Raw genomic sequence first — 17,888 nt, forward strand, 5'->3', positions numbered from 1 at the left:
ACAGATTAGAACATTAAAAATTTCGATTATGAGAGATTTTAAAAAATATGATATTTGGAATAACGCTCATCTTCTAACAATTAATGTTTATGAAATAACAAAAAAATTTCCGTCAACAGAAAAATACAGCCTAATATCTCAAATGCAAAAGGCTTCATATTCAATTCCAAGCAATTTTGCGGAAGGATGTGGAAGAGATTCGGATAAGGATTTTAATAGATTTATTCAGATGAGTTTGGGATCTGCACATGAATTAGAATATTTCTCAATTTTATCACAAGATTTAGGATTTATTTCATCTGAAGAAGCAACAAGTCTTTTATTACAAATAAATATCATAAAAAAACAGTTATTCAATCTAAGTAAAAAATTAAAGGAATAATAACTAAAAGCTCAATGTTTATATACTTAAGCCACAGCTTAAAGCATATAGCCTATAGCCTACAGCATATGAATAAAAAAGTAACATACATCGACTGGGGACTAGTTGACTATCAAGAAGCTTGGGATAGACAAGAAGAGATTTTTCAATCTATTTTAGCAATAAAACAAGAGAATCGAAGTAAGGATTTAGGTGAGGTAACACCAAATTATTTGGTGTTTACTGAGCATCCACACGTTTACACTTTAGGTAAATCGGGCAAACCAGAAAATTTATTGTTGGATGAGGATGGATTGAAAGAAAAGCAAGCGACCTATTATAAAATAAATCGTGGCGGTGACATTACTTATCACGGTCCTGGACAGATTGTAGGGTATCCAATACTAGATATGGATAATTTCTTCACCGACATACATCTTTATTTACGAACCTTGGAAGAAGCAGTAATTTTGACACTAAAAGATTATGGTATTGAAGCTGGACGATATGAGGGTTACACGGGTGTTTGGTTAGATGCAGACAATGAAAATGCTAGAAAAATTTGTGCTTTGGGCGTACGCGCTTCACGCTGGGTGACAATGCATGGATTTGCATTCAATGTCAATACGGATTTAAGTTATTTTGGAAATATTGTTCCTTGTGGAATAGATGATAAAGATGTGACTTCCATGGAAAGAGAATTAGGGAAAAAATTAGATATAGAAGAAGTGAAACTTAAATTAAGAAATCACATTTCTCAATTGTTCAAGATGGAATTGAAGGAAGCTTAAACAACTTGTTTGAGTACTAATTCATTGATGTCAAATAATTCTGTTTCTTCTGTTCGAGTAGCAATTGAAAACCGAATATCTTGACAGAAAGGGGCAAAAGTCCGTTCAACAATTTCAATCGTATTGTTTTGTCCAGATAAATGAGATAGTATTAAATGTTTCAATCGATTAGTCCTACATTCCTGAAAAACTTCAACCGATATTCGGTTTGAAATATGTCCCCAACCACTTCTAATTCTGTTTTTTAAATAGTAGGAATACCTACCGTTTGCTAACATTTCTTCATCAAAATTCGATTCTAATACTAACACATCAGAATGTTGAATCACATGTTTTACATTTTCGCAAATACGGCCAATATCTGTAAGAATGGAAATATTAGATTTTCCATCTGAAATCACAAAGCTACATGGTTCTTTGGCATCGTGAAATTTTGGAATACCGAAAATTGTTAATTCACCTAATTTTATTGTTGCATTTGGTTTTATAATATTAACTAAATGTTCTGGCAGCCTTAGTTTTGTTCCTGAATAAGTACCTTCAGTTAGGTAAACTGGAATTTGATATTTTTTGCAGAACACTGACAATCCACGAATATGGTCTGTATGTTCGTGCGTAATAAAAATCGCTTGAATCTTACTTGGAATAATTCCCAAATTCCACATGCGTAATTCAAGGTGTTTCGTATTAATCCCAACATCTATCAAGATAGCTTGTTGGCCTTTTGCTACATAATAACAATTTCCATTTGAACCTGATGCTATAGAACAATATTTCATGAAGCAAAGGTATAAAAAAGCCTCTTAGAAAAATAAATCTAAGAGGCAAACATTCAACCAAAACGTTTTTTTTATTGGTCTCCAACAAACACAGAAACTGCTTTCTCAGTAGAATATAACATTGTATTAGTGACTTTAGCTTTAGCAATATCATAAATATACACTGAACCTTTCTTTTCTTTTGTTGAAGATGCATTATACGTTGATATCAGAAACCTATTAGGGCTTGGAGTTGCCGCCATAAATTTCACAATATCACCAGACCCATCATCAGGAAGTTTAATGTATTCTTGAAATGCTAAACCTAAATAAGATGCTCTATAAATTGTTCTTCCTATTGATATAAACCAATAATTCGATGGATCATAATAAATGTCTGTAATTTTATCTGGACTTGAGCCTATTGAGCTTAAATCACTTACAGCAAACTGAGACAGGTCGGAAGGAACGAAAAGAAAATTAAATGCGCTTTTAAATAAATATAATTTATTGTCCTTTTTAGTTAGATAATAAAAATCTGGTACCCCAGTTATATATGTATTCATTCCATATAAAAAATCATGTCCTAACGTTGATTTATTGGTTATATAACTATCAAATGAGTAGTTGTAATCGTCAAAAACCCCGAACGAATTAAAGAGTATTCTTACTTTTTCGTTATTTGAATCATAAAGTGAAATTAAATATCCTCCAAAAAGAACACATTTATATAAATCTCCTGGTTCTACCTTATAATCTAATGGATCCGTATTAAATTTTTCAACGCCAACTATGCCATTTTCCATCACATGAAATTTGCCATTACTGACTACATAAGCCTTTGATCCTCCAGTTGTGGCTTCATTAAACAACTGAGTAGGTTGAAAATTCATTGCTTCAGTCGTTGTTGCGCTATTATAGCGATATATTGGTTTGAATTCTCTAGTATCAATATTCATGACATTAAACTCAGCATCTTTGATAGTGAGATAAAGATGATAATAATATTGATTATTACCATCTTTAAGTCTTATACCACTTACTGAAACTGGATTTTTTCCAAGATTTTCTACATCTGGAATATTGACTTGTTCCAAAGCTTTTGAAGTATCAATGGCAGATTTTGCATAAAATACTGCATCTCCATCATCATTTTGTGTTAAGATGTAGTAACCTCTATTGTATACATTCGTAACATTTAAAATAAAACTATAAACTGTCTTAATTCCTGATAGATTATCAGTTACATAGAAACTACCGTAATTAATGCCGAACTTATCTGTTTTATAAGATAAATTTTTAGTTGTTGAAACAGTATCTTCAGAAATAACCCACAAGAAAGATAAATTGGTCATATCATCTTTAGATAAAAGGCCAGAAACAGAAGGTTCTAAAATTAGTGTATCTCCATAGACTAAATCATAAACTCTTGAAGAGGCAGTCAACCCTTCTTTCACTCCCGAAATTGTTATAGTATTCTCATCTGAATATATATAGTTACCCAAATCTGGAGAGCAACTTGACATAAATAGTGCGATTATTAAAAAATATTTTAAAATTTTCATAACTTCTAAATTATGGTAATAAAATTCTTGGTTTCGTTGAGTCATTTTCAGGATAAATCACATTATCAATAAAAAATTTCTCTAAAGCCTGTATAAATGCGTAAGTAACTGGATACGATATCCAACTTGCTGAAGGTGGCATATTATTCCAATAATATCCTGTTGGATCCGCACCCTCTGGATAAATTTGAATCCATGCTTGATAAACTTCCTTATAATAAGTTCCGAAGTATATTTGCCATGTATTCCACCAACTTGGTTTAATTAATTGATCTGTAAATGATATTTCAATTGATTTGTTATAAATATTTCCAACTTCAAAATCATTATTAGCTACTAAATCAAGTTTTAGTTTCATTATTTTAGTTTCTAATATCACATCGTTTTTAATAGTAACGTACAATGTATCTTCATATTCATTTGCTGGTATAACAAAGTCTGACAACTCTACTAACGCTGGATCATAATCGGATTCTGATGAAATTGTAACACTATATTTTCTATCCACATTTGAAGATATTCCCATAATTCTAACTGGTATTTTAACTGTTGTTTCAGTGAGATAAATATCAGATATCAACGCAAAATTAAATCCCGTAGTATCAGCATATTTTTCTGGGCTATTAGTATCAGGGTTTGGTAATGCAAAGTAAACATAGCTTGATTCTGTTTGATAAGTTTCAATGCTACCATCTTTTTTACATCCAAATAAAAGAACAATAACTAGTATATATAAAGACCTTTTCATATTAATTAGGATTATAAGTTAACTCTTCTGTGGGAATTGGAAATTTGAATATAGACAGACTAGCATTAACATTTATTTCGCGATCTATATTTCTAAACATGCGTTTGTATGTAGTAAATAAATTTCCGTCCCCAATGCTTTCTTTTCTAACTTCTTTGAACAAATACTCTTTCAAAGTGTCGCTGGTCATTCCTGTGCTACTTAAAGCTGTAAGACTTCTAGCTACTCTAACCTCATTAAAATAATCAATCGACTTCTGTAAATTAGTATCAACTAAACTTTCGCATGCTATCATATAAACCTGATGAAGCGTTATCATTTTAATTTCATAAAAATTACTATATTCAGTATTATTTACTGGTAGAGAAGATGTGTCATATTTAATGAATCTCCATTGTGCTAAGTTATAACCAAACCATTTTCCAAATCTATAATCATTTGTACTACCATGGGGAGCTTCTGTGTATAATGAGGATCCTAAATTTGGATCTGGATAAATATAATAGTTGCTTTCTAGTACTGAAGTAGCTAATTCTGGCAAATAATAGGTTGCTTTTGTTTTTAAATCACGAATATATAGACCAAAAAGATTTTCCATATTCATTTTTATATCTACATTTAGTCCTGTAGGATTATTTAAATCCGAATCTATTGTAAGTCTAAAAGTTGGTGATAATTTTAATTCTGCAATTATTTCTTCTGCAATTTCACCAGCTTTAGATGCATCACCCTTCCATTGATAAACCATTGCTCTCATCGCTTTTACTCCATAATAATTGATACGTTCTCCTCTTTTATCAATCAGTGAGTTGTATTGTTCGTATTGATTCGTATTCAAGTTTGCAGATCGAGAATTGGTAATCACGGGATCATTTTGTAAAGCTAATTCCGCTTCTTCCAAATCTCTAATCAGAAAATCTATGAATTCTTGGGCGGAACTAAATTTAGTTGCTACATAATCAACTTTATCACGATATGAAATTGCTGTAGCTGATAGACCTTCAACGCTAATGCATGGCCCAAAATATTTAAGTAATTCAAAATGAATTAGACTTCTTAAACCAAGCGTTTCACCCTTTATGATATTATAGTATGGATCATCCTTAATATTATCTAAGTTTTGTAGAATAATATTGCATTGATTTATTAAATTATAGGACTCATTCCAAAAATTGGTTAAAAAAGGGTTAACTTTAGAATGAAGATAATTGTATTGGCTGGCTTCATAAAGTTCATGACTTGTACTTGTAATCTTATAATATCCTACTAATGTTTCAACGAAACCATATTTCATTTCTCGACCATATAGATCAGTACTTGTCAATCCAAAATAAACATTTGCTAGTGCGGCTTCAAAGCCACTCCTCGTGGAAAATAAATCTGGTTCGTAAGCAACATTAGAAGGTTGGACATCCAAATATTTATCACAACTACAGCATATAATAAGTGTTATAATAAAAAGTATCTTTTTCATAATTAATATTGTATTAAAAGTCCAAAATTATATGTCCTTGCATAAGGATAAGAGGTTCCTCTTTCCATTTGTACGGTGCTGTAGCGGAATATATCATTGCACGAAAAATTAAACTTTGCCCTTTGTAATTTGAATTTTGATAAAATCTTTGGTGGAATTTCATAATTAAGATTTAGCGTCGAAAACCTTAAATAATTCTCTCTTTGTACAAACCTGCTAGATATTTGAGTAATTGTTTGATCAGAAATACTCTTAAACATGGCTACATCTCCAGGTTGTTGCCAACGATCTTCCAAAACTCGGATATCTGCATTTACATAAGGATCATTATTTTCAACTTTATCCATTAGGGTTTGATTATAAATATCGCCTCCTACTGTATAATTAAAAATTAATTGAGCCGAAAATCTTTTGTAATTAAATGTTGTTCCAAATGTTCCAAAAAGATTAGGTTCGGCATTACCTACAACCACTTGATCATTAGCATTCCATGTAAAAGTTCTATTCCCATTAATATCCAAATAAACCTCTCTACCGGTTGCAGGATCTATACCTAATGAGCGAACAGCTGTAATATTACTTAAAGATTCTCCTTCTTGATAGTATTGTGAGGGTGCTGTTATTGGATCATCAGGATCAGTAGATAGCATGGATTCATTCAGAGCTTTTAGCTCATCTGATATTTCTAACAACTTGCTCCTGTTTTGGATGGCACTAAAATTCAACAACCATAAGATATCATTTTCTGTATTTTTGTAAACTTGAAAACTACTGCTAATTTCAAATCCTTTGTTACTAACCTTACCTAAATTTTGATAAAACATATTATTGGCAAAACCAAATGATGGCGCAACACTAATAGTAGATATCATGTCGGTAGTTAATTTATCATAAATATTAGCCTTGATATTGATAGCATTGTTAAATAAACCTAATTCTATTCCACCAGAATTTTGTTTAATTTGTGGCCAACGAAGACTTTCATTTCCTTGACTAGAATAAACTGCAGCATATTGATTCAGGTATACATAATTATTTATAAAAGTATACCCTGTAGTAGTCATATCTGCACTGAAGCTATCTGATCCATTTATGCCGGTATTAGCAAAAATTTTCAAATTAGAAACGATGTTATTTTTAAACCACTCCTCCTTATGCAAATTATAAGCTAAACCAAAACTATAAAATTGTCCATATCTATTATCGTTTCCAAATTGTGAAGAACCATCCAATCTATAGGAGGTTGTAGCATAAATTTTATTATCATAAGCATATGTGAAACTTCCTGCTAATGACACTAATCTTATAGGACTAGATATTACACTGGGCATAATATAGGAAGGATTATATTGCAAAGCTTGACTAGCATTCATAAAACGATCATCAACAAATCCTATATAATTATGCTCTGTACTATTAGTATTTTGGTTAATTATTTCTGCCACACCTAATACTGAAATGCTATGCTTTTTTATTGATTTTGTATAATTCAGGGATGCATTTGCACTATAATTGAAACTATCTCCTGATATTTCATCCAGTGAACCTTTGTAAGACGGATCTGTTTCTTCTGCATAAATTGAAAGAAAAGGTGAACTATAATATTGTTGTTCTACAAAAGTTCGTCCTATTACACCTTTAACATTAAACAATAAGTTCTTTAATATACGCCATTCAATATCAATGTTATTTGCGATGTAGTTTGTTGTTGTGTAATTCAAATATGGGAATTGTGCATCATAGATTGGATTAAATTGGGTTGCGCCAAAATTATAGTCTCCATCATAATTATTATAGGAAGCAATTATTTCTCCGTTTTCATCGTAAATTTTCTCATAAGGATTTAATCGAGTATATGTCGAAAAGTCCCCGTAAGGGCTGTTTGATTCTTTCGTGTATTGATATGTAGCATAATTTCTAAAGGTAAACTTATTAGGAATTCGATAAAGTAAATTAAATCCAGCTCCACCTCTTTCTCTACCCGACTCTTTCATAGCGCCTAGGAAATTATTGTAATTTCCATCAATGCTATATCTTACTGGATCACTACCACCTTCCATACGAATACTGTGCGCTACCGAAATGGTGCTTTGTACAGGCTGTGAAAGCCAATACGTATCTGTCCCTGCCTGCACATCGGATAACCTTTGATTATATAAATTAGTTAGAAATTCATTTTCCATAAGTCTATCCGTAGCATCATTTAATTTGCTCGTGTAAAGTCCAGCCAAACTTTCGTAAGCTAACTTTTCACTAGCATTCATTAAACTATAATCTGACAAATCAACTATGGTTACTGATGGTTTTGCATCGTATGTGACTGTAAACTTACCCTCTTTTGGAAGTCTAGTTTCTATAACGATTACTCCATTTCCTCCTCTTGATCCATATAGAATAGTGGAGCTAGCATCTTTTAGAATTGAGATAGTTTCTATTCTATTTACATCCAAGTCATATAAGGCAGCAAGAGAAATCTCGAAACCATCTACAATTACTAATGGCGCATTTACAGCATAATCTCCTACACTAGATATCCCTCGAATATTAATTTCAGGAATAACATTAGGATTGGAACCATTTATAACGCCTTCATCAACTTTAAATGCAGGATCTATACTTTGCAATACAGAAAAGATATTGTTATTATTAAATTTCTCTAACTCCTTACGCGTAATGGTTGTCGCAGCTCCAGTAAAACTTTCCTTAGAAATTTTAGAATAACCTGTAACGACTACATCTTCTATTAGGTTATCTTCCAGAACTAAATGTATAGCAATAGAAGTTTTATTTTCAACTTCAAATTCTTGTGTTAGATAACCAAGCATGGTAACTTGAATTTTAGAGTCAGCTTTTACACCTATAGTAAATAACCCATTTTCATCTGATTTAGCCACTAACTTAGCCATATCTGGCACCCTAATAGTAGCCCCTTGAACAGGCTTATTATCTTCATCTAATATTGTACCTCGCAAAAGATATACATCCTGCGTAACGCTTAGCTTATCAGGCATCGTCATTGAAATATCTTTAGGTAGCGGTTCCACAATAATAGTTTTATTACTAATGGATAACTTAAAATTTTGTCCTTTTGATAATTCAGCGAGTACATTTGATACTGGCTGATTCTGCACATTAATCGTAATTAATTTTGCATTTTGAAAAAGTTTGAGGTCTCCTAAAAAATCAAGTCCTGTTTGACTTCTTATTTTAGTTAGTACCTTTTCTATTTTTTCATTTTTCTCATTCAAAGAAATATTTTGAGCATTAGCAAGGGAAATTGAAAACATAAAAAAGATAGATAGTATATAAATGATCTTTCTATATTTATTAATTGCCTGTTGTAATTTTAATTCTTTGAATAGTCTATGTTTCTCATATAAATTTAAATTCATTTATCAGATTAATTTTTGGTAGATAAATATTTTGTTATGTTCAACTTTATAGGTTATAGGCATCGTTTTTTCTAACAATTTCAACACATCAAGTAAGGATTTTTTTCTATCAATTTGACCGAAAACTTGTTTTGATTGTAATGATTTGCTTATTTCAAATTCCACACCATACCAGTTAGATAACTTTTCTGATATTTCTTGCAATGTTAAATGCGAGAAATCAAAATAGCCCGATTTCCAATCTATGAATCGTTCAATATTGGCGTCTTTTTGTATCATTGCTCCATCGTAAATTTGATTTTGATATAATTGAATTGAATTATTCTCTAAATGATTATTTTTAATTTGAACATGCCCTTCCAATAAAGCAACTTCGTATTGCTTTTTATACGAGTTTACGTTAAAATGCGCACCAAGAACCTCAAGCGTATGTTGCTTTGTCTTTACAAAAAAAGCTGGATGATTTTTTAATTCTTTACTTGAAACAACTTCAAAATAGGCTTCTCCTTCTAGAGATACTTCCCTGCTATTTTCTGAAAATTTGATCGGATAAGTGATTTTCGATTTTGAGTTGATCCAGACTTGCGAACCATCGCTCAATTCAAAATTTACGATACCCCCGTAATTTGTTTGAATTGTATTATATACTAGCACATCGCTATCGTATTTTTCAATATAAATTAATTGACCCTCCTGATTTCGGGTAATCAAATAGGAATTTGCGTCAATAGTATCAAATTGCTTAAGATCGTCCAGTTTATAGGTTGAACCATCTTCCAAAATAATAATTGCGTTATTGCCAGTTGGAGCAAGTTTTTCATTTTGAGCGACTAAATCTTGTGGGTCTTCTTGATTTACTCGAATAAAGAAAAATGTAGAAAATAAAAGTACCGAAGCTGCGACTAAAACATGAAGCCAATAGTTTTTCTGACTAGATGGCAAAGGAATTTCTGAGTCCAGCTTCTTATCCATCGAATCAAGCATCTGATTGATTTCTGAAAAATCGATCGGCTTATCTGCATTGTACTGAGCTAACCAATCTTCTATCAATTGACACTCCTCAACAGTGCATTCGCCGCGAATATATTTTTTAAATAATTCGCTATTAATCATAAACTATTTAATTAAGTTAATACCTTTTTTAGGCGTATTTGGGAAATGACAATTTTGGGGGCATGATTGTCCCTAAAAAAATAGAATTGAACCAAATTTGGTTTTGATGCTCTTGACAATTGACGAATACTGATTCCGAACAGTCTTTTCGGACATACCAAGCTCTTCTGCGATTTCTGGATTTTTATAACCCTCTATCCTCATTTTTACCATCTGTTTTTGGCGGTCGGAAAAACGATTTAGATAATTGTCGATTTCAACATCAAACTGCTTTTCCCTGATTAAAAAATCAGTGTCATTCTGATGAGTATTCGAAAAATGACTTAGGGATTCAACAAAAACGTGAACTCTCTGAGAACTAGAAATTTGATTTAAGATTCTGTTTTTAAGCATTTTAAAAACATAATACCTGAATTCCCCTTGAAGAATTATAGATTGGCTATCATTCCATAGTTTAATAAATAGCTCAGACACCACATCTTCGGCCTCTTGCTTATTTTCCAGTTTTTGATAGGCATAAATAAGTAATGGTTTCTTATATCTATTGTACAACTCCGTAAAAGCATGAGGATTCCGGTCATTAATCAGCATTAACAACTCATTATCAGAACTATGAATAAATTTATTTTTCACAAAAACAAAATCTCAAAACCCCTAACTGGTTATAACTATTAAAAAATTAAAATATTTAGAAGTTTTACTGCATGAAAACAACTAATATTTTAGGAAAATGCTTTCATAAGGCTTTATTAACCACCAAATTAATAATTTTTTAAATTATAATCAAACTAGTAGTTAAATAATATTATAAAACAACGAGTAAGTATGGCTTTCGCTACAAAATTGATGGAAAATAAATGAAAATATATTTAGGAATAAAATCTCAACCTAACACTCCGGCAAGCTTAAAGGAATTTGGATAGCTAGACCGCCATCGGCAGTTTCTTTGTACTTGACGTTCATGTCCTGCGCAGTATCCCACATAGTACTCACAACTGCATCCAATGAAACTTTAGCTTTGTCTGGGTTAGATTGCAGAGCCAGCTGCGCGGCGGTGATCGCCTTTATGGCGCCCATGGTATTTCGTTCGATGCATGGAATCTGCACCAACCCACCGATCGGGTCACAGGTTAGGCCCAAATGATGTTCCATGGCGATTTCGGCAGCCATCAAAACTTGGCGTTGTGATCCGCCCAAACATTCGGTCAAAGCTCCTGCAGCCATTGCTGAAGAAACACCAATTTCAGCTTGGCATCCACCCATTGCGGCAGAAATAGTCGCGCCCTTTTTGAAAATTGATCCGATTTCTGATGCTGTCGCAATGAACTGAATAATTTTGTCTTCTGAATAACAATCGTAAAACGTAATGTAATATTGCAGCACTGCTGGAATTACTCCCGCAGCCCCATTCGTCGGCGCGGTAACCACACGCCCGAAGGATGCGTTTTCTTCATTTACCGCTAATGCAAAACAACTTACCCAATCCAAAATATAACCAAAATCTTTACCCCCTTCGCGAATGGACGCCATCCATTCCTCATAATTGGAATAGGCTTTTCCTTTTAATAATCGTTGATTGAGTTTGGCAGCACGACGCTCAACATGTAGCCCTCCAGGAAGCACGCCAGAAGTATGACACCCTTTATAAATACAATCTTTCAACGTATTGAATATTTGCAAAACGCCATCTTTCGTTTCTTTTTCAGAACGCCAAGCCAATTCGTTTTCCAGCACCAATTCTGAAATTTTTAATCCTGTTCGCATACACCAAACCATTAATTGCTGAGCTGTATGGACTGGAAATGGCAAATCTACTTCTGACAACACACCTTCACTATCATTTTCCTGAACAACGAAACCACCACCGATGCTATAATACGTTTGTGAAATGGCAGTTTCATCATCGAAGAATGCTTGAAAAGTCAACGCGTTCGGATGAAAGGGAAGACTTTCTGTGTAAAGAAACAACAGGTCTTCCGTATATTTAAAGGAAATTACTTTTTCGTTGCCTATGACAATTTGATTGGATGTTTTGATCTGTTCAACTTTTGGCAATACCTGATACACATCAAAAGTCACCGGATCATCTCCACTAAGTCCTAACAATACGGCGATATCCGTTCCATGACCAGTTCCTGTTTTAGCTAAAGAACCGTACAAGAGAATTTTGATTCCTACCAATTGAGACAGATTCTTTTGAACTTTTAAAAGCTCGACAAACCGCTGCGCCGCTCGCCAAGGCCCTAAGGTATGCGAACTGGAAGGTCCGATACCGATTTTAAACATATCAAATATTGAAATTTGTTCAGATGCCATGTCGTTTAATAAGATTAACAAACTTATCGTTTATTCTTCAAAAATTCCTGTTAAGTTTTACACTAGTTCACATTAAATCAAAAGGATTTACCAATTAAAAAGCGTTTCCAACATAACCGATAACGAGAAAAGGCCAGCTTTCGCCGACCTTTTCCTTTGTTTAATATAGGATGATTAAATTCCTTGACCAAATTTATACCTCTTTGATAAAGTAACAGGAAGTTTTCCTGCAGGCTTGATTTGATTTAATAACACTTTCAACGCTGCTTTTTGCATAAAGTTATCGTTCTGATAAGAAAGAATAATGCTTCCGCTGCGGTTAATATCAACAGACTCGATCGCATACGGATTCGTAAACATCACCGTAATTGCTTTTCGCCGTGCTAATTTATCAATAAATTTTTGAACTTCTTTAGAAAAATCCAATTCACTTCTTGGCCGCGTACGATTATCGTGTATTGCTAAAACCAATTGGTCATTACTTCGGATAAGTTTTGAGATACTATCTAAATAATCTTTATCCTCTTTTCCGCTCACATAATATTGTGTGTAGTTCGAGAGTTGTGATTGCAAACCTTTTTCAAAATCCTGCGCAGAAGCGATACCAATACTTACCACGGCGGTTTCATCCGAAGGATTAAAATCTTGGATACGACGGTCAGATTTCAGAACCGTTACAGACGCATCCGCCAAACGCTGGATTAATGTTTTTGCTGATGCAGTATTTAAATCTGCATATAAATTACGTGTAGTGGTCGGTTTATATTTATCCAATGACAGCCATAATTTTGAAGCCAAAACACGCTTCACACGTGCATCAATGTCGGCTTGTCTTATACGTCCGCTAGCAATGGATTTTTCAATCAAGTCGATTGCGCGAGCGCTGTTTTCAGAAACCTCCAACAAGTCATGACCAGCCTCGATCGCCATTACGTCCGCTTCCCCATTCGGAAAAAATTTCTTTACGCCTTTCATATCCATTGCGTCCGTAACAATCAGGCCCTCGAAACCTAATTCTCTTCTCAACAAATCCGTAACTACTTTTTTGGAAATCGACGAGGGCATATTCGGCGTGTTGTCCAATGCAGGAATATGCATATGAGCCACCATGATTGCGGGAGCTCCTTGTTTGATTAGCTCTTTGAACGGATACATTTCCAATGTATCCAAGCGCTTTCTAGTGAAATTTAATTGAGGCAAATCATAATGCGAATCGACATCAGTGTCCCCATGTCCTGGAAAATGTTTTAACGAAGCGATAATTCCTCCATCAACCATTCCGTCCATGTATTGCTTTGCTTTTTTGGTTACATTTTGTTTATTGTCTCCAAAAGAACGAAAGTTAATCACCGGATTTTTCGGGTTGTTGTTGATATCGACGACCGGAGCAAAATTGAAGTGCATGCCTAACCTTAAGAAGTCCTTCGCAACTTGCCTACCCATTTCGTACAACAAATTATCATTTTGAATAGCGCCCAAAGTCATTTGATAAGGATATGAAAGCGTGGAATCCTGCATGCGCATTCCTAAGCCCCATTCTCCATCGAAAGTAATCAGCAAAGGAACTTTGCTCACTTTTTGATATTGATTAAACATATTCGCATGGCGAACAGGTCCACCTTGGAATACGACTAAACCTCCCAATTGCTCTTTTTTAATCACATTCGCAACCGAATCAATGTATTTTTGCCCAAGATTGGTATGCGCACGCACTAGAAAAAGCTGTGCTATTCGTTCTTTGGGAGTTAATTTATTAAATACGGAATCGACCCAAGTATGCTGTTGGTTAATAAATGTGACAAAATCAGCTTTCTTTTGCGCCTGTAGCGTCGAAAGTGTACATACTAAGAATGGAATTAGGAAAATAATTCTTTTAATCATGATCTACGATTTTAAAATCCGTACGAAGTACGTGATTTTAAGGTGAATTTTAAAATGTTTTGCGTTTTATTATTTACAACCCGCAAAAAAAATGCATCTAAATTAAGTTGTACTTCTTTTCCAGCAAGATAGAAATGTCTAACGCATTGTTGATCTCTCCACAAGCTTCTTTTTTCCAGAGCATATCGATTAACAGTAAAAGATATTGGGTTTCCAATTCCGGATAAGCATAATCCAATTCAACAAATGCTTTATTCAATACAATCTGAACAGGTTTCATAAACTGCTCATGTTGGGATTTTGAAAAAGGATGATGAGATAAGCGCTCTTGCAATCGCCAAAACTGGGGTTCTTCAGACACTAATTTATTGGGCAAGAAAATCATTTTTCGAAGAAAATCTTTCGCATTTTTATAGGTCAGCATATCCTTGTGCTGCAAAATAACTCGTCGATAACCTGATTTAATTAGCTGAGACAGCAATGAATCTTTATTGCCAAAATGTTTAAAAATGAGAGCTTCCGAAACGTTTGCTTGTAGCGCAATTTCTTTCGTCGAAGTATCCATATAGCCTTTTGAAGAAAAAAGAAGCAAAGCCTCCTTCATAATTCTTTCTTTTCGACTAATTGTATTTTCTTTCATTTACTTAAATTTCTACAAAGATATTATTTTAAACATGATGGGCGACAATCAGCAATTCTCTATAAAATGCAGCTTGCATTTGCCAAATCATGACAGATTAAATCAATTTTCCCCCTAGCTGAATAAAGTTATTTTTCTTTTCCATAAACTCGCTTTTATCAATCGCGCGCGTCGCTTTAGAAACAATCGCTGTTCCAAACCCTTCGTTCAAACTATCCAACGCAGAATAATAAACGCAAAAGTCGGCCGCCAATCCACAAAGATGGACTTCCGTAATCCCGCGGTCTTTCAAATAACCCGTCAGTCCTGTATTCTGGCTTTTTTGATTATCATAAAAGCCGCTGTAGCTATCGATGCTTTTGTTCATTCCCTTCCGAAAAATAGCCGAAATAGAATTTAACTTTAAGCTTGGAGCAAATTCAGCTCCAAACGTTCCTTGGACACAGTGATCTGGCCACAAAACTTGTTCCGTGCCATTTAATAAAATGGCATCAAATTCTTGCTGATCTGGGTGCTGTGATGCAAAACTCTGGTGATTAGCTGGATGCCAATCTTGCGTAGCAACAACCAAAGAATAAGCTGGAATCAATTCGTTTATAATCGGGATGACTTCATCGCCTTTGGGAACAGCCAAACTCCCTCCCGGCAAAAAATCATTTTGGACATCAATTACGATAAGCGCTTTCATATCCGAAGATACTCATTCTACGGTCAGCATGTATCCTACTCCACGAATATTTGTGATTTTTATGCGTTCGTCTTTTGCTAAAAATTTCCTGATCCGGCTGATAAAAACGTCGAGACTTCGTCCTGTAAAATAATTATCATCATTCCAGTAAGCTTTAATGATTTCTTCTCGAGGAATCACACGGTCTTTGCCTTCAAATAATTTTTTTAGCAATTCGCTTTCGCGGAATGAAATTTTCTCCAATTCTCCATCAAAACTAATTGTACATTTTAAGGTATCCAGAGTGTAATTGCCGATTTCATATTTTTGGCCCACCGCTGGTTTTGCTTGTTTCTTAACCGCAGCTTCTATTCTGACGATCAGCTCTTCGATTTTAAACGGCTTCCTTACATAATCATTTCCCCCTAAATGAAATCCGTTCACCACATCTTCTGTTTGTGTCATAGCAGTCAGAAATATTATGGGTGTCGCATTATCCTTTTTGCGAATCTCTTTCGCTAAAGAGAAACCATCCATTAGTGGCATCATGATATCCAAAACGATGACATCTGGTTTTTTATTCGAATAACTGGCAAGCGCTTCTTGCCCATTGTTCCGATGAGTCACATTAAATCCATGCGCAATTAAGCTATCCTCAACAATCATGGCTAGACTCAACTCATCTTCCACATACAACACATTTATCATATTTTTTTATTTGGGATACTGATTACAAAAACACTGTATTTATCTACCTCGCTATTTATAGAAACCGAACCGCCATGTTGTTCGACCACTTGTTTGACATACGATAATCCCAAGCCGAATCCTTTTACGTTATGAAGATGGCCACTGGGCACGCGGAAGAACATGTCGAACACATCAGACAAATGTTCTTTTGGAATGCCAATTCCATTGTCTTTTATTTTTAAGATTACGTTATCTTTTTCTTGATCTAAATTAATCGTAATGTGTACGGGACTGTTCGAATATTTAATTGCGTTATCCAATAGATTCCTCAGCACGCTTTTTATATGTGATTCATCCGCATAAATAATTGGATTATCCAACGTGGAGTGCACTTCAAAATCAACTTGTTTTAGCAAGCCAACCTTACTGCTTTCGATGCAAGATTCGACTGTTTTTACGATATCAAAATTAGATTTCACCAATTGGATTCCGTTTGTTTCAGCCGTATCGAAATTCAGAACACGCTCGATCATTAAGGAAAGATGTTCCAATTCGATTTTTGAGATTTTCAAATATTTATCCAAACGTTCCTTATCATCCTTCGCTCCGTATCGCTGAATGGATTCAACCGCTGCCATCACCGTCGAAATCGGAGTTTTAAGTTCGTGGGTCATGTTGTTGACAAAAGCCTTTCGCATTGTTGCCAACTTGTTCTGTCTATTAATTGTATTTAAAAGATAAAAGAAGGTAGCAATAAGCATGAAAATCAGAATAGCGACATACAAATATTGCCAAGCCATCGACATAATAATAAAGGATTGGGGATTATCAAATTTTGCAATCAGAAATTCATTGTCATCCGGATTAATTAAAATGGGACGTGTGCTATATTGACCCGAGGCTCGTAAATCAGTCTGATAATTCTTATATTTCTCACGCTCAATCTTTACGAGCGCAATAGTAAAAGGCACATCAACGCCACGCGAGTCCAGCGCGTCCTTCATTGATTCGGACAACACAGAAAGCGTACTATCGTTGAAATCAATCTTTCTAAGCATGAAAGGGGATAAGATTTGAGCCAGCTCGTTGACATCTTTATCTTGATTTCCTTCTGCCTTGCGTATCGAATCACGTTGCAGATCCCTCAACTTATATAATGAATCCAATGTTTTGGCAATGGTATCTTTATTGACATTTGGATACCGGCTAGAAACTATGCTCAACAATCTGTAATCACCTCTATTTAACCGCAATCTATTTTCCGCGGTATCATTTTTAACGTCTTGCTGGGAATGATAAAATTCCTGAATAACATTAAAGAGGTCGCGTTCAAAATTGGAGATGAATAATTCTTCTTTGTTTTTATAACTGCTGTGCAACCAAATCGAAAGAATAAAAACTATTCCACCGGCCGTAAGGAAGATGATTAGGATAATTATTTTATACTTTTTTAACATAATTAAAACAAATTTAAATTAGTAGATTTGCACCG

At 34.1% G+C, this 17,888-nt stretch carries 15 protein-coding genes; 2 read left to right on the forward strand and 13 right to left on the reverse strand.

Going from position 1 to position 17,888, the window contains the following annotated elements:
- The first annotated feature begins 28 nt into the window (after nucleotides 1-28).
- The gene (locus tag C4F49_RS01775) at nucleotides 29-382 is read left to right on the forward strand and encodes a four helix bundle protein (protein ID WP_196934108.1); all 354 of its coding nucleotides are present in this window, start codon (nucleotides 29-31) and stop codon (nucleotides 380-382) included.
- Nucleotides 383-396: 14 nt separating this feature from the next.
- Nucleotides 397-1,152 carry a lipoyl(octanoyl) transferase LipB gene (gene lipB, locus C4F49_RS01780; protein ID WP_262894774.1) on the forward strand — a complete coding sequence of 252 codons (756 nt, stop codon included), beginning with the start codon at nucleotides 397-399 and terminating at the stop codon, nucleotides 1,150-1,152.
- On the opposite strand, the gene C4F49_RS01785 is transcribed toward lipB, so the two are convergent.
- The 13 genes from C4F49_RS01785 to C4F49_RS01845 all read right to left on the reverse strand — a co-directional run bounded on the left by C4F49_RS01785 (nucleotide 1,149) and on the right by C4F49_RS01845 (nucleotide 17,853).
- Nucleotides 1,149-1,931, reverse strand: coding sequence for an MBL fold metallo-hydrolase (locus tag C4F49_RS01785; protein WP_196934110.1), 783 nt, complete (start codon nucleotides 1,929-1,931; stop codon nucleotides 1,149-1,151). The two genes, lipB and C4F49_RS01785, sit on opposite strands and share 4 nt — an antisense overlap.
- Nucleotides 1,932-2,002: 71 nt before the next feature.
- Nucleotides 2,003-3,475: a PKD-like family lipoprotein gene (locus C4F49_RS01790; protein WP_196934111.1), complete on the reverse strand. Its 1,473-nt coding sequence runs from the start codon at nucleotides 3,473-3,475 to the stop codon at nucleotides 2,003-2,005.
- A gap of 10 nt (nucleotides 3,476-3,485) precedes the next feature.
- Nucleotides 3,486-4,223 carry a DUF4843 domain-containing protein gene (locus tag C4F49_RS01795; protein ID WP_196934112.1) on the reverse strand — a complete coding sequence of 246 codons (738 nt, stop codon included), beginning with the start codon at nucleotides 4,221-4,223 and terminating at the stop codon, nucleotides 3,486-3,488.
- 1 nt (nucleotide 4,224) lies between these two features.
- On the reverse strand, nucleotides 4,225-5,697 hold the full coding sequence (locus C4F49_RS01800) for a RagB/SusD family nutrient uptake outer membrane protein (protein WP_196934113.1): 1,473 nt from the start codon (nucleotides 5,695-5,697) through the stop codon (nucleotides 4,225-4,227).
- 2 nt (nucleotides 5,698-5,699) lie between these two features.
- Nucleotides 5,700-9,089 (reverse strand): SusC/RagA family TonB-linked outer membrane protein, encoded by a 3,390-nt coding sequence (locus C4F49_RS01805; protein ID WP_196934114.1) that lies wholly within the window; start codon nucleotides 9,087-9,089, stop codon nucleotides 5,700-5,702.
- A 3-nt stretch (nucleotides 9,090-9,092) separates the two neighbouring features.
- Nucleotides 9,093-10,202 carry a FecR family protein gene (locus tag C4F49_RS01810; protein WP_196934115.1) on the reverse strand — a complete coding sequence of 370 codons (1,110 nt, stop codon included), beginning with the start codon at nucleotides 10,200-10,202 and terminating at the stop codon, nucleotides 9,093-9,095.
- Between the two features lie 72 nt (nucleotides 10,203-10,274).
- On the reverse strand, nucleotides 10,275-10,835 hold the full coding sequence (locus tag C4F49_RS01815) for an RNA polymerase sigma factor (RefSeq protein ID WP_196934116.1): 561 nt from the start codon (nucleotides 10,833-10,835) through the stop codon (nucleotides 10,275-10,277).
- A gap of 255 nt (nucleotides 10,836-11,090) precedes the next feature.
- A complete protein-coding gene (locus C4F49_RS01820) occupies nucleotides 11,091-12,518 on the reverse strand; it encodes an L-serine ammonia-lyase (RefSeq protein ID WP_196934117.1) in 1,428 nt (475 codons plus the stop codon).
- Between the two features lie 174 nt (nucleotides 12,519-12,692).
- Complete coding sequence (locus C4F49_RS01825; RefSeq protein ID WP_196934118.1) at nucleotides 12,693-14,399, reverse strand: glycoside hydrolase family 3 protein; 1,707 nt, start codon at nucleotides 14,397-14,399, stop codon at nucleotides 12,693-12,695.
- Between the two features lie 97 nt (nucleotides 14,400-14,496).
- On the reverse strand, nucleotides 14,497-15,039 hold the full coding sequence (locus C4F49_RS01830) for a TetR/AcrR family transcriptional regulator (protein ID WP_196934119.1): 543 nt from the start codon (nucleotides 15,037-15,039) through the stop codon (nucleotides 14,497-14,499).
- 97 nt (nucleotides 15,040-15,136) lie between these two features.
- Nucleotides 15,137-15,727 (reverse strand): bifunctional nicotinamidase/pyrazinamidase, encoded by a 591-nt coding sequence (gene pncA / locus C4F49_RS01835; protein ID WP_196934120.1) that lies wholly within the window; start codon nucleotides 15,725-15,727, stop codon nucleotides 15,137-15,139.
- Between the two features lie 12 nt (nucleotides 15,728-15,739).
- Complete coding sequence (locus C4F49_RS01840) at nucleotides 15,740-16,414, reverse strand: response regulator transcription factor (protein ID WP_196934121.1); 675 nt, start codon at nucleotides 16,412-16,414, stop codon at nucleotides 15,740-15,742.
- Entirely contained in the window at nucleotides 16,411-17,853 is a 1,443-nt protein-coding gene (locus C4F49_RS01845; RefSeq protein WP_196934122.1) for a sensor histidine kinase, read from the reverse strand. Before C4F49_RS01845 ends, C4F49_RS01840 begins: the two co-directional genes overlap by 4 nt.
- Between the last annotated feature and the right edge of the window lie 35 nt (nucleotides 17,854-17,888).

Origin of the sequence: Sphingobacterium hungaricum, from assembly GCF_015210005.1 — a bacterium.
Taxonomy (GTDB): Bacteria; Bacteroidota; Bacteroidia; order Sphingobacteriales; family Sphingobacteriaceae; genus Sphingobacterium; species Sphingobacterium hungaricum.